17 protein-coding genes and 1 tRNA gene are annotated in these 21,811 nt (G+C 72.9%); 15 read left to right on the forward strand and 3 right to left on the reverse strand.

Annotation, left to right across the window (positions count from 1 at the left end; all coding sequences use genetic code 11):
• The first annotated feature begins 93 nt into the window (after positions 1-93).
• Complete coding sequence (locus AB0F71_RS15910; protein ID WP_360233558.1) at positions 94-1,302, forward strand: serine/threonine-protein kinase; 1,209 nt, start codon at positions 94-96, stop codon at positions 1,300-1,302.
• On the opposite strand, the gene AB0F71_RS15915 is transcribed toward AB0F71_RS15910, so the two are convergent.
• Complete coding sequence (locus tag AB0F71_RS15915) at positions 1,258-1,485, reverse strand: hypothetical protein (protein ID WP_360233561.1); 228 nt, start codon at positions 1,483-1,485, stop codon at positions 1,258-1,260. The genes AB0F71_RS15910 and AB0F71_RS15915 overlap by 45 nt on opposite strands.
• A 171-nt stretch (positions 1,486-1,656) precedes the next feature.
• Between AB0F71_RS15915 and AB0F71_RS15920 the strand changes: the two genes are divergently transcribed.
• A complete protein-coding gene (locus AB0F71_RS15920) occupies positions 1,657-2,508 on the forward strand; it encodes a fumarylacetoacetate hydrolase family protein (RefSeq protein WP_360233564.1) in 852 nt (283 codons plus the stop codon).
• A gap of 54 nt (positions 2,509-2,562) precedes the next feature.
• On the opposite strand, the gene AB0F71_RS15925 is transcribed toward AB0F71_RS15920, so the two are convergent.
• Positions 2,563-3,321, reverse strand: coding sequence for a helix-turn-helix domain-containing protein (locus AB0F71_RS15925; RefSeq protein WP_360233567.1), 759 nt, complete (start codon positions 3,319-3,321; stop codon positions 2,563-2,565).
• A gap of 164 nt (positions 3,322-3,485) precedes the next feature.
• On the opposite strand from AB0F71_RS15925, the gene AB0F71_RS15930 reads away from it, so the two are divergent.
• The 3 genes from AB0F71_RS15930 (at position 3,486) to AB0F71_RS15940 (ending at position 8,310) form a co-directional block, all read left to right on the forward strand.
• A complete protein-coding gene (locus AB0F71_RS15930) occupies positions 3,486-5,192 on the forward strand; it encodes a DUF885 domain-containing protein (RefSeq protein ID WP_360233570.1) in 1,707 nt (568 codons plus the stop codon).
• Positions 5,193-5,431: 239 nt separating this feature from the next.
• Positions 5,432-7,051, forward strand: a complete 1,620-nt coding sequence (locus AB0F71_RS15935; RefSeq protein ID WP_360233573.1) for an MFS transporter — start codon at positions 5,432-5,434, stop codon at positions 7,049-7,051.
• 260 nt (positions 7,052-7,311) lie between these two features.
• Positions 7,312-8,310 carry a trypsin-like peptidase domain-containing protein gene (locus tag AB0F71_RS15940; RefSeq protein ID WP_360233576.1) on the forward strand — a complete coding sequence of 333 codons (999 nt, stop codon included), beginning with the start codon at positions 7,312-7,314 and terminating at the stop codon, positions 8,308-8,310.
• 139 nt (positions 8,311-8,449) lie between these two features.
• Here the strand turns inward: AB0F71_RS15940 and AB0F71_RS15945 are convergent.
• A tRNA-Arg gene (locus tag AB0F71_RS15945) sits at positions 8,450-8,521 on the reverse strand.
• Between the two features lie 180 nt (positions 8,522-8,701).
• Here AB0F71_RS15945 and AB0F71_RS15950 point away from each other — a divergent pair.
• From AB0F71_RS15950 to prfA, 10 genes are all read left to right on the forward strand, one after another.
• Positions 8,702-9,121: a response regulator gene (locus tag AB0F71_RS15950; protein WP_360233707.1), complete on the forward strand. Its 420-nt coding sequence runs from the start codon at positions 8,702-8,704 to the stop codon at positions 9,119-9,121.
• Between the two features lie 84 nt (positions 9,122-9,205).
• Positions 9,206-10,867, forward strand: a complete 1,662-nt coding sequence (gene argS / locus AB0F71_RS15955) for an arginine--tRNA ligase (RefSeq protein WP_360233579.1) — start codon at positions 9,206-9,208, stop codon at positions 10,865-10,867.
• Between the two features lie 89 nt (positions 10,868-10,956).
• Positions 10,957-12,348: a diaminopimelate decarboxylase gene (gene lysA / locus AB0F71_RS15960; protein WP_360233582.1), complete on the forward strand. Its 1,392-nt coding sequence runs from the start codon at positions 10,957-10,959 to the stop codon at positions 12,346-12,348.
• Between the two features lie 137 nt (positions 12,349-12,485).
• Complete coding sequence (locus AB0F71_RS15965; RefSeq protein WP_360233585.1) at positions 12,486-13,778, forward strand: homoserine dehydrogenase; 1,293 nt, start codon at positions 12,486-12,488, stop codon at positions 13,776-13,778.
• Positions 13,779-13,788: 10 nt separating this feature from the next.
• Positions 13,789-14,886 (forward strand): threonine synthase, encoded by a 1,098-nt coding sequence (gene thrC / locus AB0F71_RS15970; protein WP_360233588.1) that lies wholly within the window; start codon positions 13,789-13,791, stop codon positions 14,884-14,886.
• Positions 14,887-15,252: 366 nt separating this feature from the next.
• The gene (gene thrB, locus AB0F71_RS15975) at positions 15,253-16,191 is read left to right on the forward strand and encodes a homoserine kinase (RefSeq protein WP_360233591.1); all 939 of its coding nucleotides are present in this window, start codon (positions 15,253-15,255) and stop codon (positions 16,189-16,191) included.
• A gap of 578 nt (positions 16,192-16,769) precedes the next feature.
• A complete protein-coding gene (gene rho / locus AB0F71_RS15980; protein WP_360233594.1) occupies positions 16,770-18,875 on the forward strand; it encodes a transcription termination factor Rho in 2,106 nt (701 codons plus the stop codon).
• Between the two features lie 140 nt (positions 18,876-19,015).
• Complete coding sequence (locus AB0F71_RS15985; RefSeq protein ID WP_360233597.1) at positions 19,016-20,164, forward strand: LCP family protein; 1,149 nt, start codon at positions 19,016-19,018, stop codon at positions 20,162-20,164.
• Between the two features lie 150 nt (positions 20,165-20,314).
• Positions 20,315-20,536 (forward strand): 50S ribosomal protein L31, encoded by a 222-nt coding sequence (rpmE, locus tag AB0F71_RS15990; protein WP_030235761.1) that lies wholly within the window; start codon positions 20,315-20,317, stop codon positions 20,534-20,536.
• 148 nt (positions 20,537-20,684) lie between these two features.
• Complete coding sequence (prfA, locus tag AB0F71_RS15995) at positions 20,685-21,761, forward strand: peptide chain release factor 1 (RefSeq protein WP_360233600.1); 1,077 nt, start codon at positions 20,685-20,687, stop codon at positions 21,759-21,761.
• The last annotated feature ends 50 nt before the right edge of the window (positions 21,762-21,811 follow it).

Genomic DNA, 21,811 nt, shown 5'->3' on the forward strand with positions numbered 1-21,811 from the left:
GCCTCCGTCGTTCACCCGTTCGTCCCCGACCGCCGCTATGGTGACCCCTCCGACGGCGAACGCCGTTCGGGCGGGGGCACGTTGGGGGAGGGCATGCGCAAGGGTGAGGTGCTCGGCGGCCGCTTCCGGCTGGAGGAGTGGCTGGGCAAGGGCGGCTTCGGCGAGGTCTGGCGGGCGACCGACACCGTGCTGGACCGGCCGGTCGCGGTCAAGCTGCTGCTGGCCGAGCACGCGGCCGACCGGGAGGCCGTCGGCCGGTTCGTCCGCGAGGCCAAGCTGGCCGGGAACCTGTCCCATCCGCACATCGTCACGGTGCACGACTACGGCCGGGTCGCCGGTGCCGAGGGGGAGCTCCACTACCTGGTGATGGAGCTGGTCCGGGGCCGCCCGCTGTCCGCGGTGCTCAAGGACGGCCTGCCGGAGCACGGACTCGCGCTGGCCTGGATGACCCAGGTCTGCGAGGCGCTCGACGTCGCGCACCGCAGCGGGGTGATCCACCGGGACATCAAGCCGGAGAACGTCATGATCCAGGACGGCGGGGGCCGGGCCAAGGTGCTGGACTTCGGCATCGCCCGGCTGCTCACCCAGTCGGTCGGGCTCACCTCCACCGGCAGCGTGGTCGGCACCGTCCCGTACCTGGCGCCCGAGTGCTGGTCCGGCGGCACCGTGGACGGCCGGGCCGACCTCTACGCCTTCGGCGTGATGCTGTACGAGGTCAGCACCGGCCGCCGGCCGTTCCGCGCCGACTCGCCGTACGAGTACATGCGCAAGCACATGGACGAGACCCCGCCCCGGCTGCGCGGCACGGACCCGGCGCTGGCCGAGCTGGTCGCCCGGCTGCTCGCCAAGCGGCCCGCGGACCGGCCCGCCGACGCCGCCGAGGTGCTGGAGCTGCTGCGCGCGGTCCGGCCCGGGCTGCAGGGGCCGGGGCCCAGCCCGGAGCAGCTGCGCCGCCGGGCCGACCAGGCCTGGCAGCACGGCGCCGAGGGCCGGCCCGGGGACGCGGTGGACATGCTGCTCCAGCTCGTCCCCGACTTCGCCCGGACCTGCGGCCCGGCCGACCCGCGCACTCTGCGCACCTGCCACGACCTGGCCCTCTGGCTGGCCCGGGACGGCGGCCGGGCCGCCGCCGTCGCCCTGCTGGAGGCGCTGGCCGAGCAGCCCGGCACCGCCCCGGAGGCCCGGGCCGACCTGCGCCGCGACCTCGCGCACTGGCGGCGGGAGGCCGAGCGGCTCGGCCCGGGCCAGGGGCCCTCGCTAGACCTGCGGGTGCTGCTCGGCGGCGGCCCGCAGCGCGGCTGAGGCACCGGCGGCGATCGGGTCGCCGTGCCCGAAGACGGCGGTCTCCACCGGTAGCGCGGCGAGCCGGTGGAAGGAGGCGAGGGCCAGTCCCGGGTCGGTGTGGAACACCCCCGGCCGGGTCTGCCCCTGGACGTTGGACACCACGTCCGTCCGGTGGATCCGGCGGCCCGGGAGGTCTGTCAACCGTACGGGCCACCTATTCGGGCCCCCGTGGCTTCGTGCGATTTGATGGGAATCCGCCCATCGGGACGGTCTGGTCCACCGGCCCGGCCCGTTGATATACCTCGTTGCCAGACTCGGGAGCGGTGTCCGCGCCGCCCCGGTGAGCTGCGACGAAAGGCTGGTGACGGATCGATGAAGCTCCTCCGCGTCGGACCCCCGGGCGCCGAGCGCCCGGTCGTACTGGGCCAGGACGGCACCGCGTACGACCTCTCCGGACGGGCCCGCGACCTCGACGGGGCCTTCCTCGCCGGGCTGGACACCGCCGAGCTGGCCCGGGAGGTGGCCGCCGGTGCGTTGCCGGTGGTGGACCTGGCCGGCCAGCGGGTGGGCGCGCCGGTGGCCCGGCCGGGCAAGGTGGTCGGCATCGGGCTCAACTACCGCGACCACGCGGCCGAGGCCGGGGCCGCGATCCCGGAGGAGCCGGTGATCTTCCTCAAGCCGAGCTCCACCGTGGTCGGCCCCTACGACGAGGTGCTGGTGCCGCGCGGCGGTGAGAAGACCGACTACGAGGCCGAGCTGGCGATCGTGATCGGCCGCACCGCCCGCTACCTGGACTCGCACGCCGAGGCCGCCGCCGTGATCGCCGGCTACACGATCGCCAACGACGTCACCGAGCGGGCCTTCCAGTTCGAGCGCGGCGGCCAGTGGGACAAGGGCAAGTCGGCGGAGACCTTCACCCCGCTCGGGCCCTGGCTGGTCACCGCGGACGAGGTGGCCGACCCGCAGGCCCTGGCGCTGCGGCTCTGGGTCAACGGCGAGCGGCGGCAGCACGGCAGCACCGCGGAGATGATCTTCCCGGTGCTGGAACTCGTTCGCTACGCCAGCCAGTTCATGGTGCTGGAGCCCGGCGACGTGATGGTGACCGGCACTCCGGCCGGGGTCACCCTGGGCCACCCGGGCAAGCCGTTCCTGGCCCCCGGGGACGTCGTCGAGATCGAGATCGACGGCCTCGGCCGGCAGCGCCAGGTGCTCGGCAAGGCCTGAGGCCTGAGGCCCGCGGCCTGAGGCCCGACCCTTGGCACGGGGGTCGGGAGGCCGTCAGGCCCCGTCCGGGCGAGCGCCGCCCAGCACCGCCCGCAGTCGTTCGGCCCGTTCCGCCCGCGGCCCCTCCAGCGCGAGCAGCCCCGCCAACACCTCCGCCGTCTGCGGATCGTGCAGCGCCGTCGCCGCCGCCATCGCCGTGAACTGGTCGACCAGCCAGTCCCGCAGCCCCTCCACCGGCAGCGCGCGCCCCTCGTCCAGCCAGCTCAGCGACGCGCCCTCGACGACCGCGATCCAGGAGCGCACCAGCAGGGTCAGCCGCGGCCCGGCCTCCCGCACCCCCAGGTGCCGCAGGGTCCGCCGGAGCGCCGCCCGCCGGACGTCGTCCACGATGGCCGTGGTCCGGGCCGTCTCCACCACCGAACCGCCGCGCAGCAGCGCCGAGTAGCCCGCGTCGTGCTCGGCCACGAAGGCGAAGTAGCCGTCCAGCGCCGCGGCCAGCTGCTCGGAGGGCCGCCCGGCCGACGGGACGGCGAACCGCCCGGTCAGCTCGTCCGCCGCGGTGCGCAGCGCGGCCTCGTACAACTGCTGCTTGCCGCCCGCGAAGTAGCGGTAGACCAGTGGCCGGGAGGCGCCGGCGGCCTCGGCGACGTCGTCCAGGCTGACCTCCTCGGGCGGCCGGGCGGCGAACAGCTCCAGGGCGACCGCGATCAGCTGCTCGCGCCGCTGTTCGACCGGCAGCCGCCGGTAGCCGGCGCGGCGCGGGCGCGGTCCGGGGGCGGCCGGGTCGGTTGCCGAGGTGGGGCGGGCTTCCATGGCCGTCAGCGTAATGGGCGTGGTACCGATCGGGGCCTGTCGCGCACCGGATCTCTCCGAACGGGCGTTTGCCTCGCTCACGCTGGGTCAGACCGTGGACCCCAGCCCGTCAACGGTCGATGACGGAGGCTTGCAATCGGCCCGGGCACCGCCATGATGTCCGAATGGTTGAAGAACTGATCACCACCGGCGGCGACACTCCCCGCCGCATCGCCGACGGTTACGTCCAGGCCCTGGCCGACCTCGACCCGCTGACCGCCATCTACCTCGGCCTCAACCCCGAGGACGACCGGCTGCCCGACCTCTCCCCGGAGGGCGCCGAGCGGATCGCCGACCTCGCCCGCCGCACCCTGGCCCGGCTGGACGAGGCCGAGCGGGCCGGAGCCGCCGACGACGAGGCCGAGCGCCGCTGCGCCCGCCTGCTGCGCGAGCGGCTGACCGCCGAACTCGCCGTGCACGACGCCGGGGAGGACTACCGCGCGGTGCGCAACCTGGGCTCCCCGGTGCACAACACGCGGGAGGCCTTCACGCTGATGGCCACCGGCACCGAGGCCGAGTGGCAGCTGATCGGCCGTCGGCTGGCCCGCTTCCCGCTGGCGCTGGAGCAGTACCGGCGGACGCTGGCCGAGGGCATCGAGCGCGGTCTGCTGTCCGGCCCGCGCCAGGTCGAGACGGTGGTCGGCCAGTTCGGCGACTGGCTGGCCGGGGACGTCCCGGGCGGCTGGTTCGGCGAGTTCGTCCAGGACGCCCCGGAGAGCGTGCGGGCCGAGCTGTCCGTGCACGCGGTGGCCGCCGCCGAGGCGCTGGCCGCGCTGCGCGACTGGCTGCGCGACGTGTACGGCCCGGCCGCCGCCGACGCCCCGGACACCGCTGGGCGGGAGCGCTACGCCCGCTGGGTGCGCTACTGGACGGGCGCGGACCTGGACCTGGACGAGGCGTACGCGTGGGCCTGGAGCGAGTTCCACGACCTGCTCGCGCAGATGGAGGCCGAGGCCGAGAAGGTCCGCCCGGGCGTCGGCCCGATGGCGGCGATGAAGTGGCTGGAGACGGACGGCCCGGCGATCGAGGGCGCCGAGGCGGCCCGGGAGTACCTCCAGGGCCTGATGGACCAGGCCATCCGGGACCTCCAGGGCACCCACTTCGACCTGGCCGAGCCGGTCACCCGGGTCGAGTCGCGGATCGCCCCGCCCGGCAGCGCCGCCGCGCCGTACTACACCCAGCCCGCCCTGGACTTCAGCCGCCCCGGCCGGACCTGGCTGCCGGTCCTCGGCGAGGAGCGCTTCCCGGTCTGGGACCTGGTGTCGACCTGGTACCACGAGGGCGTCCCCGGCCACCACCTCCAGCTCGCGCAGTGGGTGTACGTCGCCGACCGGCTCTCCAGCTACCAGGTGAGCCTCGGCGGGGTGAGCGCCAACCTGGAGGGCTGGGCGCTGTACGCCGAGCGCCTGATGGACGAGCTCGGCTACCTCACCGACCCGGGCCACCGGCTGGGCTTCCTCAACGCCCAGATGATGCGGGCGCTGCGGGTCATCGTCGACATCGGCATGCACGTCGGCCTGGACTTCCCGGCGGACTCCCCGTACCGGCCGGGCGAGCCGGTGAGCCCGGAGCACGGGCGGGAGTTCTTCGGCCGCTACTGCGGCCTGTCCGCGGACTTCCTGGACAGCGAGCTGGTCCGCTACCTGGGCATGCCCGGCCAGGCGATCGGCTACAAGCTGGGCGAGCGCGCCTGGCTGCGGGGCCGGGCGGCGGCGCGGGCGGCGCACGAGGCGCGCGGCGAGGAGTTCGACCTCAAGGCCTGGCACATGGCGGCGCTCTCGCAGGGCTCGCTGGGGCTGGACGACCTGGTCGAGGAGCTCTCGGCGCTCTGAGCGGCGCTCTGAGTGGGGCTCTGAGCGGGGCTCCCGCCACGCTGGGTGGAGCTCCCGGCACGCTGAGGCGCGCGGCGGGGACCAGGGCCCCGGGACTCGGTCAGAAGTCCCGGGGCCCTGGTCCTTTTGTCCGACAAAGGTCGATTTTGTCAGGTTTTTCCTTGCCATTCCCCGATGTCGGCGTTTGGCTGGAAGGCGACTGCGTGACCTCTCCGTACCCCCTCCGGAAGGCTCGACCAGTGTCTGCTCAACCCGCCGCCATCGGTCATGGGACCGCCGACAGTCGCCGCTGGTGGGCGCTGACGGTCATCGCCATCGCCCAGCTCATGATCGTCCTCGACATCACCATCGTGAACATCGCGCTGCCGTCGGCCCAACGGGACCTGGGTATCTCCGACGCGGACCGGCAGTGGGTGATCACCGCCTACACCCTCGCCTTCGGCGGCCTGCTGCTGCTCGGCGGCCGGCTGGGCGACCTCTTCGGCCGCAAGCGCGTCTTCATCCTCGGCCTGCTGGGCTTCGCCCTCGCCTCCGCCCTCGGCGGCGCGGCGGTCGACCCGGCCATGCTGTTCGGCGCCCGCGCCCTCCAGGGCGCGTTCGGCGCCCTGCTCGCCCCCTCCGCGCTGGGGCTGCTCTCCACCACCTTCTCCGATCCGAAGGAACGCAGTACGGCCTTCGGCATCTTCGGGGCGATCGCCGGTGGCGGCGCCGCGATCGGCTTCATCGCCGGCGGGCTGCTCACCGAGTACCTGGACTGGCGCTGGTGCCTGTTCGTGAACGCCCCGATCGCCGCGGTGACCGCCTTCGCGGCATTCCGGGTGCTCAACCGCGACCACGTCGAGAAGGGCCGCCGGATCAAGCTGGACCTGCCCGGGGCGCTGCTCGGCTGCGGCGGCCTGCTGGCCATCGTGTTCGGCACCTCCGAGGCCGTCACCCGGGGCTGGAGCGACGGCCTGGTGATCGGCTCGCTGCTGCTGGGCCTGGCCCTGCTGGCCGTGTTCGTGCTGGTCGAGAGGCGTTCCGCGCACCCGCTGCTGCCGATCCACATCGTGGCCGAGCGCAACCGCGGCGGCGGCGCCCTCTCGGTGGGCCTGGCCATGGTCGGCATGTTCGGCCTGTTCCTGTTCCTCACCTACTACATGCAGGCGATCAAGCACTTCTCGCCGGTGGTCTCGGGCGTCTCCTTCCTGCCCATGACGGCGGCCATCATCCTGAGCTCGACCGGGGTGGCGGCGCGGCTGATGACCAGGGTGCCGTCCCGGAACCTGATCACCCCCGGGCTGCTGCTGGCCGCGGGCGGCATGGCCTGGCTGACCCAGATGAAGGTGGACAGCCCGTGGGCCGCCATGGTGCTGCCCTCGGTGCTGCTGATCGGCTTCGGCATGGGCCTGGTGTTCATGCCGGCGATGAGCCTGGCCACCCTCGGGGTCGCCCCGCACGAGGCCGGCGCGGCCTCGGCGACCATCAACTCGGCCCAGCAGGTGGGCGGTTCGCTCGGTACGGCGCTGCTGAACACGATCGCCGCCAGTGCCACCGCGACCTACCTGGCCACCCGGATCACCAGCGATCCGCTGGTGCGGGCCCAGGGCGCGGTGCACGGCTACGTGGTCGCCACCTGGGTCGCGATGGGCGTGCTGCTGCTGGCCGCACTGGTCGCCTTCCTGATGATCGACCACCGGCCGTCGCCCGCCGAGGCGACTGCCGTCCCGGGCGGCGCGCAGGCGCCGGCCGCCGCGCAGGCGGCCGTGGACGGCCGGCCGAGCCCGCGGGCCGCGGCCATGGCCGACGTGAAGGCCAACGTGAAGCCGGCCGCGGACGTCCGCGCGGAGGCGGGGCGGGACCGGCCACCGGCCGACTGACCGCGACGGCGCACCGCAACCCCGGCGCCCCCGCGCTCCCCGGGCCACCCGCCCGGGGAGCGCGGGGGCGCCGCCGTGCCGCGACATCCACCGGCTTCGACCTCCACCGCCTTCATCGCGGAGCCCGTTCCGGTTACGCTCCTGCTCCGGTGGGCGCTTTCTCATCGAGCTCCAAGCCGACGGTAACGAGCCTTCCAGGCTGAGGCGCCATAGTCATTGACCGAACGAGGCGCCACCGACCAGGGCAGGGGAGTCAGGGAATGGGCCAGCACAGCCGCGCGAGGTCACGCCGTCACCGTCTGCTCGCCCCTTCGCTGTTCACCGCGCTGTCCGCCCTCCTGGTGGCCGGCGTGGTCGCCGGGACGCACGGGTTCGGCCTGTCGGACGCGACGGCCGCCGGGAAGGTGGCCCGCAGCACCCGGGCCGTCGTGCCCGCCCCGACCACCGCCAGCGCGGCGCCGGCCTCGCCGGGCCCGGCCGCTGACACCACCCCGAGCGCGACCCCGACCCCGACGGACACCCCCACCCCGACGGACACCCCGACACCGACCGCCACGGACACTCCGTCGCCGACCGCGTCCGCCGCACCCGACGTGCGCAGCGTCGCGCTCGGGAGGACGGCCGCCGCCCCCGCCGACGACCGGGAGTCCTCCACCGTCGGCGCCCTGTTCAGCGGTCCGGTCGGGCCCGGCAACCACTTCTGCTCCGCCAGCGTGCTGCACAGCGCCACCGGCAACCTGCTGCTGACCGCCGCGCACTGCGTCAGCAGCGCCGGCGGCGTGACCTTCGCCCCCGGCTACCGCGACGGCTCCGCGCCGTACGGCACCTGGCAGGTGACCGCGGTCCACACCGCCGACGGCTGGGCCCAGAACGGCGACGTGGACGAGGACTTCGCGATCCTGGAGACCGCCCCCAACAACGGCCGCAACGTCGAGGACGTGGTCGGCGGCAACAAGCTCGGCACCGACGAGTCCTTCGGCGCCACCGTCCGCCTCTACGGCTACCCGGCCGACGCCGAGACGCCCAGCCTCTGCACCAACACCACCGCCCAGCACAGCGCCTACCAGCGGGTGATCGACTGCCCGTCCTACCCGGCCGGCACCAGCGGCGGCCCCTGGATCAACACCGCGACCGGGGACGTGGTCGGCGCGATCGGCGGCTACCAGCAGGGCGGCGAGAGCGACGACACCTCGTACAGCGCCTACTTCGACCACACCATCGCGGCCCTGTACACCCAGGTCGAGGGCAGCGCCCCCTGACCCGACGGGTCCGGGCCCGTCCCCCCGGGGCCCGGGCCCGTCGGCACCCCTCCCGGGGCAGCCGTGCCCGGACATGACGAAGGCCCAGATCCGTGGATCAACTCCACTGATCTGGGCCTCAACTGCACTTCCTGCGAAGTGCCCCCGGTAGGATTCGAACCTACGCACCCGCCTCCGGAGGGCGGTGCTCTATCCCCTGAGCTACGGGGGCCGGTTGGCCTGTCGGTCACTCGCGCGTTCCGACGGGATGAACACTACCAGGCTTCCGGCGGGGTCCGTGCACGGGTTTCCGGAAAGATCGTCGGGGTGCCGCCGGCCGCCCGACGGGCGGAAGTGTCCAAAGGCCGGACGGGGCGACGGGGCCGCCGATACCCTCGGTGAGGTGTCGGGAGTGTCCGGGCGGGTCCTCGTGGTGGACGACAGCGAGGTGATCCGCCAGCTGATCAGGGTCAACCTGGAGCTCGAGGGCTTCGAGGTGGTGACCGCCGCCGACGGCGCCGAGTGCCTGGAGGTCATCCGCCGGGTGAAGCCCGACGTGGTGACGCTGGACGTGGTGATGCCGCGGCTGGACGGCCTGCGGACGGCGGCCCGGCTGCGCGCGACCCCGGACACCAGCGGGCTGCCGATCGCGATCGTGAGCGCCTGCACCCCGGCGGACCTCGACCTGGGGGAGGCGGTCGGGGTGGACGGCTACCTCGGCAAGCCCTTCGACCCCGCCGATCTGGTGGCCCTGGTCCGCCGGCTGATGCGGGCCGCGGAACGGTCCGGCGGGTTTCGCCCTGAGCGAACAGAGCGTACGGATCACGGCTGACACCCCAGGGGGCGCCGTCCCGCGCCGTCTCAACCGGCAAACCGAGTGGCGGGCGGGCACCCCGTCTCGCCTACGCTTGGCGTCGTGACCCCCGCAGACCTTTCCCAGGCAATCCAGGCCGCAGTGAGCTCCGCCGTCGAGGCGGGCGAACTGGCCGTCGCCGTGCCCGAGCACGTGACGGTCGAGCGGCCCAAGAACCGGGACCACGGCGACTACGCGACGAACGTGGCCCTCCAGCTCGCCAAGGCGGCCGGCAAGCCGCCGCGAGCCGTTGCCGAGGCCCTGGCCGAGCGCCTGCGAGGGATCACCGGCGTCGCCAAGGTCGACATCGCCGGTCCGGGCTTCCTGAACATCACCCTGGACACCGCCACCGCCGGTGCGCTCGCCCGCACCATCGTCGAGGCGGGCGAGGCGTACGGCCGCAACGAGGCGCTCAAGGGCCTCAAGATCAACCTGGAGTTCGTCTCCGCCAACCCGACCGGCCCGATCCACATCGGCGGCGTCCGCTGGGCCGCCGTCGGCGACTCGCTGGCGCGGGTGCTGCGGGCCTCCGGCGCCGACGTCACCACCGAGTACTACCTCAACGACGCCGGCGTGCAGATCAGCAAGTTCGCCGCCTCGCTGCAGGCCGCCGCGAACGGCCGTGAGGTCCCCGAGGGCGGCTACGTCGGCGAGTACATCGTCGACATCGCCAAGGCGCTCACCGACGCGATCCCGGGCGTGCTCGACCTGCCCGAGGCCGAGCAGCTGGAGGTCTTCCGCACCGAGGGCCTCAAGCTCATGGTGGCCGAGATCAAGCGCTCGATGGACGAGTTCGGCACCCACTTCGACGTCTGGTTCTCGGAGAAGACGCTGCACGACTCGGGCGCCGTCGAGAAGGCCATCGAGCGGCTGCGCGAGCAGGGCCACGTCTTCGAGCAGGACGGCGCGGTCTTCCTGCGCACCACCGACTTCGGCGACGACAAGGACCGCGTCCTGATCAAGGCCGACGGCGACAAGACCTACTTCGCCGCCGACGCCGCGTACTACCTGTCCAAGCGGGACCGCGGCGCCGAGGTCGCGCTCTACATGCTGGGCGCCGACCACCACGGCTACGTCAACCGCCTCAAGGCCATCGCGGCCTGCGCGGGCGACGACATGGGCCACAACATCGAGGTGAAGATCGGCCAGTTCGTGAAGATGCTTCGCGACGGCGAAGAGGTCCGCATGTCCAAGCGGGCCGGCAACATCATCACGATCGACGACGTGGTCGAGTGGATCGGCGTGGACGCCGCCCGCTACACCCTGGCGCGCTCCTCCACGGACTCGACGATCACGCTGGACATCAACATCCTGACCAGCCAGACCAACGAGAACCGGGTCTACTACGTCCAGTACGCCCACTCGCGGATGTGCGCGGTCCAGCGCAACGCCGACGACCAGGGCATCACGCGCGGTGCGGCCGAGGACTTCAAACCGGAGCTGCTGGCCACCGAGTGGGAGTCCGACCTGCTCGGCCACCTCGGCGAGTTCCCGCGCGTGCTGGCCGCGGCCGGCGAGCTGCGCGAGCCGCACCGGGTCGCCGTGTACCTGGAGGACCTGGCCGCCAAGTACCACCGCTTCTACGACAACTGCCGCATCCTGCCCCGGGGCGACGAGGAGGTCACCGACCTCACGCGCGCCCGCCTCTGGCTGGCCGACGCCACGCGCACGGTCATCGCCAACGGCCTCACGCTCCTGGGCGTGACGGCGCCCGAGCGGATGTAGGCACCACCCCCAAGCGCTCAGCGGGGGGCGGCTGACGGTCAACGGGGACCGTCGCCGCCCCTCGCCATAGGTCTCGAAGGAACCCGGACATGAGTCGTTCCGCACACCCCGCAGGCCCCCGGCACGGCGACGTCCTGCCCGAGGGCCACTACCAGGCCCCGCCGGCCGACCTCAACGCGCTCGACCCCAAGGTCTGGTCGCGCACCGTCGCCCGCGACGCCGAGGGCGTGGCCACCGTCGGCGGGATCGACGTCAAGCGGCTGGCGGCCGAGTTCGGCACCCCCGCCTACGTGCTGGACGAGGAGGACTTCCGCAGCCGGGCCCGCGCCTGGCGGGACGCCTTCGGCACCGACGCGGACGTCTACTACGCCGGCAAGGCCTTCCTCTCCAAGGCGGTCGTGCGCTGGCTGCACGAGGAGGGCCTCAACCTCGACGTGTGCAGCGTGGGCGAGTTGGCGGTGGCGCTGGCCGCCGGGATGCCGCCGGAGCGGATCGCGCTGCACGGCAACAACAAGTCGGTGGACGAGCTGGAACACGCCGTGAAGACCGGCGTCGGGCACATCGTGGTCGACTCCTACGAGGAGATCGAGCGGCTGGCCGCGATCGCCGCCCGCCAGGGCGTGCGCCAGCAGGTGCTGATCCGGATCACCGTCGGCGTCGAGGCGCACACCCACGAGTTCATCGCCACCGCGCACGAGGACCAGAAGTTCGGCCTGTCCCTCAACGGGGGAGCGGCCGCCGAGGCGGTGCGCCGGGTGCTCGGCCACGACAGCCTGGAGCTGCGCGGCATCCACTCGCACATCGGCTCGCAGATCTTCGACATGGCGGGCTTCGAGGTCGCCGCCCGCCGGGTGGTCGGCCTGCTGGCCGGGATCCGCGACGAGCACGGCGTCGAGCTGCCCGAGATCGACCTCGGCGGCGGCCTGGGCATCGCCTACACCAGCGAGGACGACCCGCGCGAGCCGGCCGAGATCGCCGCCGCGCTGGCCGAGATCGTCCGCCGGGAGTGCGCCGCCGCGAACCTGAACGCCCCCCGGCTGAGCGTGGAGCCGGGCCGGGCGATCGTCGGCCCGACCGCGTTCACGCTGTACGAGGTCGGCACCGTCAAGCCGCTGGAGGGCCTGCGCACCTACGTCAGCGTGGACGGCGGGATGTCCGACAACATCCGCACCGCGCTGTACGACGCCGAGTACTCGGTGGCCCTGGTGTCGCGCACCAGCGAAGCCGAGCCGATGCTGGTGCGGGTGGTCGGCAAGCACTGCGAGTCCGGCGACATCGTCGTCCGGGACGCCTTCCTGCCGTCCGACCTGGCTCCGGGCGACCTGATCGCGGTGCCCGCCACCGGCGCCTACTGCCGCTCGATGGCGAGCAACTACAACCACGCCCTCAGGCCGCCGGTGCTCGCCGTCAAGGACGGCGCGGCCCGGGTGATCGTCCGGCGCGAGACGGAGGAGGATCTCCTGCGCCTGGATATCGGATGACGAAATTCTCGTCTCAGATCATGGAACGACCGTAGATCCGTGCGGAAAGTCCCCGAGACTGGTACGGACCGAAGTCTCCGGCGGCCCCTGAAAACCGCCGGAAATACCGAAGCACGAAGAATGCAGAGCGGAGTCGGATGATGCGTACGCGCCCGCTGAAGGTGGCGTTGCTGGGTTGTGGTGTGGTGGGCTCCGAGGTGGCGCGCATCATGACGACGACGGCCGACGACCTCGCCGCTCGCATCGGTGCCCCGGTCGAGCTCGCCGGGATCGCGGTCCGCCGGGCCGGCCGGGTGCGCCCCGGGGTGCCCGAGCACCTGATCACCACCGACGCCGAGGCCCTGGTCACCCGGGGCGACATCGACGTCGTGGTCGAGGTGGTGGGCGGCATCGAGCCGTCCAAATCGCTGATCCTGTCCGCCTTCGAGCAGGGCGCCTCGGTGGTCAGCGCCAACAAGGCGCTGCTCGCCAAGGACGGCACCGAGCTGCACGAGGCGGCCGCCGCGGCCGGCGTGGACCTGTACTACGAGGCCGCGGTGGCGGGCGCGATCCCGCTGCTGCGCCCGCTGCGCGAGTCCCTCGCGGGGGACAAGGTCAACCGGGTGCTGGGCATCGTCAACGGCACCACCAACTTCATCCTCGACAAGATGGACACCACCGGCGCCGGCTACTCGGAGGCGCTGGAGGAGGCCACCGCGCTCGGCTACGCCGAGGCCGACCCGACGGCCGACGTCGAGGGCTTCGACGCCGCCGCCAAGGCCGCCATCCTGGCCGGGATCGCGTTCCACACCGAGGTCACCGCGGCGGACGTCTACCGCGAGGGCATCACCGAGGTCACCGCCGCCGACATCGCCTCCGCCAAGGCGATGGGCTGCGTGGTCAAGCTGCTGGCGATCTGCGAGCGGGCCGCCGACGGCGAGTCCGTCACCGCGCGCGTCCACCCCGCGATGATCCCGCTCTCGCACCCGCTGGCGTCCGTCCGCGAGGCGTACAACGCGGTGTTCGTCGAGGCCGAGGCGGCCGGCCGGCTGATGTTCTACGGCCCGGGCGCGGGCGGCTCGCCGACCGCCTCCGCGGTGCTCGGCGACCTGGTCGCGGTCTGCCGCAACAAGCTGGCCGGGGCCACCGGTCCCGGTGACTCCGTGTACACGCAGCTGCCCGCCAAGCCGATGGACGAGGTGGTCACCCGCTACCACGTCAGCCTGGACGTGGACGACCGGGCGGGTGTGCTCGCCCAGGTCGCGTCCGTCTTCGCCGAGCACGGCGTCTCCATCGACACCGTGCGCCAGCAGGGCCGCGACGGCGACGCCTCGCTCGTCGTGGTCACCCACCGTGCCACCGACGCCGCGCTGTCGGCGACGGTCGACAAGCTCCGCGCGCTGGACAGCGTGCGGGACGTGGCCAGCATCATGCGGGTCGAAGGGGAATAAGGAACCAGCCATGAACGCCGTTGCCGAGAACGTCGTCCGAGGCGCGCACACCCACCAGTGGCGCGGCCTGATCGAGGAGTACCGGGACCGCCTGCCGGTCACCGCGGCCACCCCGGTGGTCACCCTGCTGGAGGGCGGCACGCCCCTGGTACCGGCCCAGGTGCTCTCCGAGCGCACCGGCTGCGAGGTCTACCTCAAGGTCGAGGGCGCCAACCCGACCGGTTCCTTCAAGGACCGCGGGATGACGATGGCCATCTCCAAGGCCAAGGAGGAGGGCGCCCAGGCCGTCATCTGCGCCTCCACCGGCAACACCTCGGCCTCCGCCGCCGCCTACGCGGTGCGGGCCGGGATGGTCTGCGCCGTGCTCGTCCCCCAGGGCAAGATCGCCCTGGGCAAGATGGGCCAGGCGCTGGTGCACGGCGCGAAGATCCTCCAGGTCGACGGGAACTTCGACGACTGCCTGACGCTGGCCCGCGAACTGTCCGAGAAGTACCCGGTGGCGCTGGTCAACTCGGTGAACCCGGTGCGGATCGAGGGCCAGAAGACGGCGGCCTTCGAGATCGTCGACATGCTCGGCGACGCCCCGGACATCCACGTCCTGCCGGTCGGCAACGCGGGCAACATCACGGCCTACTGGAAGGGCTACCGGGAGTACTCCGCCGACGGGATGGCCGCCCGCACCCCGCGGATGTGGGGCTTCCAGGCCGCCGGCTCGGCCCCGATCGTGGACGGCGCGCCCGTCCTCAAGCCGCAGACCATCGCCACCGCGATCCGGATCGGCAACCCGGCCTCCTGGGACTTCGCGCTCGCCGCGCGGGACGAGTCCGGCGGCCTCATCGACAAGGTGACGGACCGTCAGATCCTCGCCGCCTACCGGCTGTTGGCCGCACAGGAGGGCGTCTTCGTGGAGCCCGCCTCGGCCGCCTCGGTGGCCGGCCTGCTGGCCAAGGCGGAGGCCGGACTGGTCGACCCGGGCCAGCGGATCGTCTGCACGGTGACCGGCAACGGTCTCAAGGACCCGGACTGGGCGGTGGCCGGTGCGCCGCAGCCGCAGGTCGTCCCGGTCGACCCGGAGGCCGCGGCCCGGCGGCTCGGACTGCTGGACTGACGGCGGGGCCTGACACTGCGACGGGCCGACCCTTTCGGGGGTCGGCCCGTCGAAGTTCTCGGGTGACACTTTTGTGTCAATTCCGCGGCGCATTCCGATCCGATTCCACCCCGTTCCCTGACCGCGGGGGGTGCGCATTCCGGCCAGAACCGGCAACACACCAGATCGAAGGCCCACGGGGTGTACCACTGGGGAACCTCTCTTCGATACTCTGGGTCCGGCCGTGTGGCACATGCCCCGGGCCCGTCCTGGTACGGGCCGCGCCGACGACAGCGACCGCCAGGCCCGAGGGGCCCGCGGCCCTTTCCCCACCTCGCACCGACGACGCGCTCCGCGCCGCCCGATTTCCCCAGGAGAGTCCACCGCATGGCCGGTCCTGCGTTCCGTGCCGCCGCCGTCCGGGTCCGGGTTCCCGCGACCAGCGCCAACCTCGGCCCTGGCTTCGACGCCTTCGGGCTCGCGCTGGGTCTGTACGACGACGTCGTCGTCCGGGTCTCCGACTCCGGCCTCTCCGTCGACATCGCCGGTGAGGGCGCGCAGACGCTGCCGCGGGACGAGCGCCACCTGCTGGTCCGCTCGATGCGGGCCGCCTTCGACCGGCTCGGCGGCCAGCCGCGCGGCCTCGAAGTGGTCTGTGCCAACCGGATACCGCACGGCCGCGGCCTGGGCTCCTCCTCGGCCGCCATCTGCGCCGGCATCGTGGCCGCCCGCGCCGTCACCATCGGCGGCCCGTCCGCGCTGGACGACGACGCGCTGCTGGCCCTCGCCTCCGAGCTGGAGGGCCACCCGGACAACGTCGCGGCCTGCCTGCGCGGCAACTTCACCATCGCCTGGACCGACGAGGAGTCGGCCAAGGCGGTCGCCCTGGAGCCCTCCGGGCAGGTCGTCCCGGTGGTGTTCGTGCCGGCCGGCGAGGTGCTCACCGAGACCGCCCGCGGCCTGCTGCCGAAGACCGTCCCGCTGGCCGACGCCGCCGTCAACGCGGGCCGCTCCGCGCTGCTGGTGGAGGCCCTGACCAGGCGCCCCGAACTGCTCCTCGCCGCCACCGAGGACCGGCTGCACCAGGACTACCGCGCCTCCGCCATGCCGGACAGCGCCGCGCTGGTCGGCGCGCTGCGCGCGGAGGGCGTCCCCGCGGTCATCTCCGGGGCCGGCCCGACCGTGCTGGCGCTCACCGACGAGGCGGGCGTCGACAAGGTGCTCTCCTTCGCCGGGCACCACGGCCACGGCGGCGATCCGGCGTTCGCCGCGCACCGGCTCGAGGTCGACCGCACCGGGGCCACCGTGCTCCCGCTGGGCGTCTGAGCTGCCGGTTCGGCCCGGCGTGGAGCCGGGCCGTCCGGACACGATTGGCAAGCTCGAGGTCGGGGAATGTCTGAGGGGGTCGGTAGTGTTAACCTCATTGCTGCACCAGGTGCCCTCCGGGGCTAGGTGCGCCGCGTCCCGATCCCAGCGTTCCACTGCCGTGGAACCGCCGCGATGTCCGGGGCGACGATTCTCCGGGAGCCCACCGCAGCGCGTACGCAGCCTGCCTGCGCGACAAGCGGTCGCATCCCGAAGCCGTGACGGCACCTGACTCCCACCCGCGGTCTCCCACCTAGAGGCCAGGACGGGCGGAGCGCGGGCCACCGTCACGCGACGGGGGCCCGGGATTCGCAGGCAGCGTGGGCGCAACGCCCTCTGGGGAGGTCGACCCACGACCGGCCCACGCGCCACCTCAGCACCACCGTGCTTCACGCACCGCACCTCGCAGCTCTCCCTCGACGGGCTCCCGCCATTCGAGGGATCACCGCCTCGGACCGACGCAGTCGAGCGTTGGTCAGGACAGCACAACCGGTCGCCGAGCCAGACAGGCCGACGTCCGCTCCAGGGAAGGACCCTTAGTGAGCGACTCCACCGATCTGATGGGCGCGCGCCCGGACGCCGAAGCGTCGGACGCGACCGCCGCCCCCGCTGCCCCGGCCCGCCGCCGCCGCAGTGCCGCCGCGGGCCTGGACGGAATGGTCCTCGCCGAGCTGCAGAAGCTCGCCGCGGACCTGGGCATCACCGGTACCGGACGCATGCGCAAGAGCCAGCTGATCGAGACCATCAAGGAGAAGAGCGGCGGGGACCCGCTGCTCGCCGCCGGTGGCGCCCCGGCCGCCAAGCGCACCGCCGCCAAGGCGGACGCCGAGGCCCCGGCCGAGAAGCCGGCCCGCCGCACCAAGGCCGCCGCCGCCGCTGCCGCGGCCCCGGCCGCCGAGCCGCAGGCCCAGATCGAGATCCCGGTCCAGGCCGCCGCCGAGACCGCCGCGCCGGCCCGTGCCGAGCGCACCCGCCGCCGCGCCACCTCGGCCGCCGGCGCCCCGACCGCGCCCGTCGCGGCCGCGGAGACCGTCGCCGAGGCCGCCACCGTCGCGGTGGCCGAGCCCAAGCAGGCCGACCGTCCGGCCGAGACCCGCGCCTTCGAAGGCCGCGAGGAGGGTCGCGAGACCCGTCGCGACCGCCGCGAGCGCCGTGACCGCCGGGACGGCGGCGAGCGCACGGAGCGCACCGAGCGCCAGGACGCCGGCGAGGCCCAGGCCGGGCAGGACGCCGACGGCCGCGAGTCGCGTCGCGACCGCCGCAACCGCCGCGAGCGCACCGACCGCCAGGGCCAGCAGGGCCAGCAGCAGGGCCAGGGCGACGGCCAGCAGCGCCGCGAGGGCGGCCAGGGCCAGCAGGCCCAGCAGCCGCAGGCCCAGCAGGGCGGCTACGACGACGACGAGTTCGGCGAGGGCCGTCGCGGCCGTCGCGGCCGTTACCGCGACCGTCGGGGCCGTCGTGGCCGCGAGGGCTTCGAGGCCGGTCCGGTCGAGACCCAGATCGGCGAGGACGACGTCCTGATCCCGGTCGCGGGCATCCTCGACATCCTGGACAACTACGCCTTCGTGCGCACCTCCGGCTACCTGCCGGGCCAGAACGACGTCTACGTCTCGCTCGCCCAGGTCCGCAAGAACGGCCTGCGCAAGGGTGACGCCATCACCGGCGCCGTGCGCCAGCCGCGCGAGGGCGAGCGCCGCGAGAAGTTCAACGCCATGGTGCGGCTGGACTCCGTCAACGGCATGGACCCGGAGACCGGCCGCGGCCGCCCCGAGTTCAACAAGCTCACCCCGCTGTACCCGCAGGAGCGGCTGCGCCTGGAGACCGACCCGGGCGTGCTGACCACCCGGATCATCGACCTGGTGTCGCCGATCGGCAAGGGCCAGCGCGGTCTGATCGTCGCGCCGCCGAAGACCGGCAAGACCATGGTGCTCCAGGCGGTCGCCAACGCGATCACCCACAACAACCCCGAGTGCCACCTGATGGTCGTCCTGGTCGACGAGCGTCCGGAAGAGGTCACCGACATGCAGCGGTCGGTCAAGGGCGAGGTCATCTCCTCGACCTTCGACCGCCCGGCCGAGGACCACACCACCGTCGCCGAGCTGGCCATCGAGCGCGCCAAGCGCCTGGTCGAGCTGGGCCACGACGTGGTCATCCTGCTGGACTCGATCACCCGCCTGGGCCGCGCCTACAACCTGGCGGCGCCGGCCTCCGGCCGCATCCTGTCCGGTGGTGTCGACTCGACCGCGCTGTACCCGCCGAAGAAGTTCTTCGGTGCCGCGCGCAACATCGAGAACGGCGGCTCGCTGACCATCCTGGCCACCGCGCTGGTCGAGACCGGCTCGCGGATGGACGAGGTGATCTTCGAGGAGTTCAAGGGCACCGGCAACATGGAGCTCAAGCTCGACCGGAAGCTCTCGGACAAGCGCATCTTCCCGGCCGTCGACGTGGACGCCTCCAGCACCCGCAAGGAGGAGATCCTGCTCGGCAGCGAGGAGCTGGCCATCGTCTGGAAGCTGCGCCGGGTGCTGCACGCGCTCGACTCGCAGCAGGCGATCGAGCTGCTCCTGGACAAGATGAAGCAGACCAAGAGCAACGCCGAGTTCCTGATGCAGATCGCCAAGACCACCCCCGGCTCGGGCGACTGACCGTAGTCGGACCGGCTGCACAGCACGGAACCCCGGATCGCGCGAGCGGTCCGGGGTTCCGTGCGTCCGTGGCCGCTTTGTTCCAGAGTTGGGACAGCTTGGGACTATTTGATCTTCTTGTCCGATTTACTCTGGACCGTATGGCCGAGCACAAGAGGGTCCCGAGTCGCCGCCGCAAGGTCCTGCGGTGGTCCGCCTGCGCGGTCGCCGCGCTCGTCGTCGCCGGCGGCGGTGCGGGGGCGTACGCGTACCTGAAGCTCAACGGCAACATCAAGAGCGTCGACATCGACTCCCGGCTCGGCGACGCCCGGCCCCCGGCCGCCACCGACGGCTCCTTCAACATCCTGGTGCTGGGCTCCGACTCGCGGGTCGGCGAGAACGGCGACCTGGCCGGCGGGGACACCGGTGACTCCGCCCGCTCCGACACCGCGATGGTGGTCCACGTCTACCAGGACCACTCCAGGGCCTCGGTCGTCTCGATCCCGCGCGACACCCTGGTCGACCGCCCGCAGTGCACCGACGGCGCCGGCAAGGCCGTCCCGGCGGCCAAGCGCGCGATGTACAACAGCGCCTTCGAGGCGGGCGGCGCGGCCTGCGCCGTCAAGACCACCGAGCAGCTCACCGGGCTGCGGATGGACCACTACCTCCAGGTGGACTTCGCCGGCTTCGCCCGGGTCGTGGACGCGATAGGCGGGGCCACCGTGACCACCACGGTGGCCATCCACGACAAGGACAGCGGGCTCGACCTGCCGGCGGGCCAGCACCACCTGGACGGACAGCAGGCGCTGGCCTTCGTGCGCACCCGGCACGGCGTCGGCGACGGCAGCGACCTCGGCCGGATCGAGCTGCAGAAGCAGATGGTCAAGTCGCTGCTCCAGCAGGCCGGCGGGCTCGGGCTGTTCTCCAACCCGGTCAAGCTGTGGTCGATCGGCGACACCATGACCAAGAGCGTCACCACCGACTCCGCGCTCGGCTCGGTGAACTCCCTGGTCGGGCTGGTGCAGGAGCTCAAGGGGATCGGGCCGGACCAGCTGAGCATGGTCACCCTGCCGGTGGTGACCGCGCCCAGCGACCCCAACCGGGTGGTCGAGCAGCAGCCGCAGGCCGGGAGCCTCTGGGCGGCGCTCAGGGCCGACCAGCCCCTCCCGCAGGCGGTGGTCTCGGCCCAGCCGGAGAACCCCGCCCAGGCGGCCCCCACGGCCCCGGCGACGGGCGCCGCCGGGCAGTCCGTGAAGCCCACCGCGAAGCCGTCCGTGAAGCCCACCGCGAAGGCCTCCGCGGCCCGCTGAGCCGTCGGCCCGACGTCCCCGGAATAAGCCGCGGCGGGACCCGGTTTGGGAAGATGCGGCCGGTCCTGGCAGACTGGTCCGTCGGTCCCGGTTCACGTGCGGCATTCCCAGCCGCCGACCCGGTGCCCTCCCGAAAACTAGGAGAACCCCTTGAAGTCCAACGTTCACCCGGAGTACGTGGTCACCCGCGTGACCTGCACCTGCGGCGCCGAGTTCACCACCCGCTCGACCGAGACCAGTGGCGAGATCCGCGCCGAGGTCTGCTCGCAGTGCCACCCGTTCTACACCGGCAAGCAGAAGATCCTCGACACCGGTGGCCGCGTGGCCCGCTTCGAGGCCCGCTTCGGCAAGCAGCACAGCGCGAAGGCCTAGCGCTCCCTCGGCGCCGGTTCCCGGTGCCCCCTACTCGTTGTCGGGGGCGCAGGGGACCGGCGCCGTTCGCGTCCCAGCGCGAACCGCGCAGCTCCGCCCCGTTCCGCACCCCCCGCACGTTCCGAGTCCCCGGGAAGAAGGCCACCCCATGTTCGAGGCAGTCGAAGAGCTCCTCGTCGAGCACGCCGACCTCGAGACGAGGCTGGCCGACCCGTCGGTCCACGCGGACCAGAACAACGCCCGCAAGCTGGCCAAGCGGTACGCCGAGCTGACCCCGATCACCCGGGTCTACCGGCAGTGGCGGCAGGCCGGCGAGGACATCGAGGCCGCGCGCGAACTCGCCGCCGAGGACCCGGATTTCATCTCCGAGGTGAAGGACTCCGAGGCGCGCCGCGACGAGCTGACCGAGGAACTGCGGCTGCTGCTCGTCCCGCGCGACCCGAGCGACGACAAGGACGTCATCCTGGAGATCAAGGCGGGCGAGGGCGGCGAGGAGTCCGCGCTGTTCGCCGGCGACCTGCTCCGGATGTACCTGCGCTACGCCGAGCGGATCGGCTGGAAGACCGAGATCATCGACTCCAACGAGTCCGACCTCGGCGGCTACAAGGACGTCTCGGTGGCCGTGAAGACCAAGGGCAGCGCCGAGCCCGGCCAGGGCGTCTGGGCCCGGTTGAAGTACGAGGGCGGCGTGCACCGCGTGCAGCGCGTCCCCGCCACCGAGTCGCAGGGCCGCATCCACACCTCCGCGGCGGGCGTACTGGTCACCCCCGAGGCGGAGGAGGTCGAGGTCGAGATCGTCGCCAACGACCTGCGGATCGACGTCTACCGCTCCTCCGGCCCGGGCGGCCAGTCGGTCAACACCACCGACTCGGCGGTCCGGATCACCCACCTGCCGACCGGTATCGTGGCGTCCTGCCAGAACGAGAAGAGCCAGCTGCAGAACAAGGAGCAGGCGATGCGCATCCTGCGTTCGCGGCTGCTGGCCGCCGCGCAGGAGGAGGCCGAGCGGGAGGCCTCGGACGCGCGTCGCAGCCAGGTCCGCACGGTGGACCGCTCCGAGCGGATCCGGACGTACAACTACCCGGAGAACCGCATCTCGGACCACCGCACGGGCTTCAAGGCGTACAACCTGGACCAGGTCCTGGACGGCGACCTGAACGCCGTGATCCAGTCCTGCGTCGACAAGGACGCGGCGGCCAAGCTCGCCGCGGCCCAAGAGAACTGAGACCGGCGCGCCCCAGCCCGACGCAAGACCGAAGCCGGAGCGCAGAAACA

This window comes from Kitasatospora sp. NPDC028055, assembly GCF_040637885.1.
GTDB lineage: Bacteria > Actinomycetota > Actinomycetes > Streptomycetales > Streptomycetaceae > Kitasatospora.

What these genes read in the sequence shown, in the direction of transcription:
- AB0F71_RS15985 (WP_360233597.1), top strand. Translation starts at nt 19,016, where the DNA reads ATGGCCGAGCACAAGAGGGTCCCGAGTCGCCGCCGCAAGGTCCTGCGG.
- lysA (WP_360233582.1), top strand. Translation starts at nt 10,957, where the DNA reads ATGAGTCGTTCCGCACACCCCGCAGGCCCCCGGCACGGCGACGTCCTG.
- AB0F71_RS15940 (WP_360233576.1), top strand. Translation starts at nt 7,312, where the DNA reads ATGGGCCAGCACAGCCGCGCGAGGTCACGCCGTCACCGTCTGCTCGCC.
- thrB (WP_360233591.1), top strand. Translation starts at nt 15,253, where the DNA reads ATGGCCGGTCCTGCGTTCCGTGCCGCCGCCGTCCGGGTCCGGGTTCCC.
- AB0F71_RS15925 (WP_360233567.1), bottom strand. Translation starts at nt 3,321, where the DNA reads ATGGAAGCCCGCCCCACCTCGGCAACCGACCCGGCCGCCCCCGGACCG.
- AB0F71_RS15930 (WP_360233570.1), top strand. Translation starts at nt 3,486, where the DNA reads ATGGTTGAAGAACTGATCACCACCGGCGGCGACACTCCCCGCCGCATC.
- thrC (WP_360233588.1), top strand. Translation starts at nt 13,789, where the DNA reads ATGAACGCCGTTGCCGAGAACGTCGTCCGAGGCGCGCACACCCACCAG.
- AB0F71_RS15965 (WP_360233585.1), top strand. Translation starts at nt 12,486, where the DNA reads ATGATGCGTACGCGCCCGCTGAAGGTGGCGTTGCTGGGTTGTGGTGTG.
- prfA (WP_360233600.1), top strand. Translation starts at nt 20,685, where the DNA reads ATGTTCGAGGCAGTCGAAGAGCTCCTCGTCGAGCACGCCGACCTCGAG.
- AB0F71_RS15910 (WP_360233558.1), top strand. Translation starts at nt 94, where the DNA reads ATGCGCAAGGGTGAGGTGCTCGGCGGCCGCTTCCGGCTGGAGGAGTGG.
- AB0F71_RS15920 (WP_360233564.1), top strand. Translation starts at nt 1,657, where the DNA reads ATGAAGCTCCTCCGCGTCGGACCCCCGGGCGCCGAGCGCCCGGTCGTA.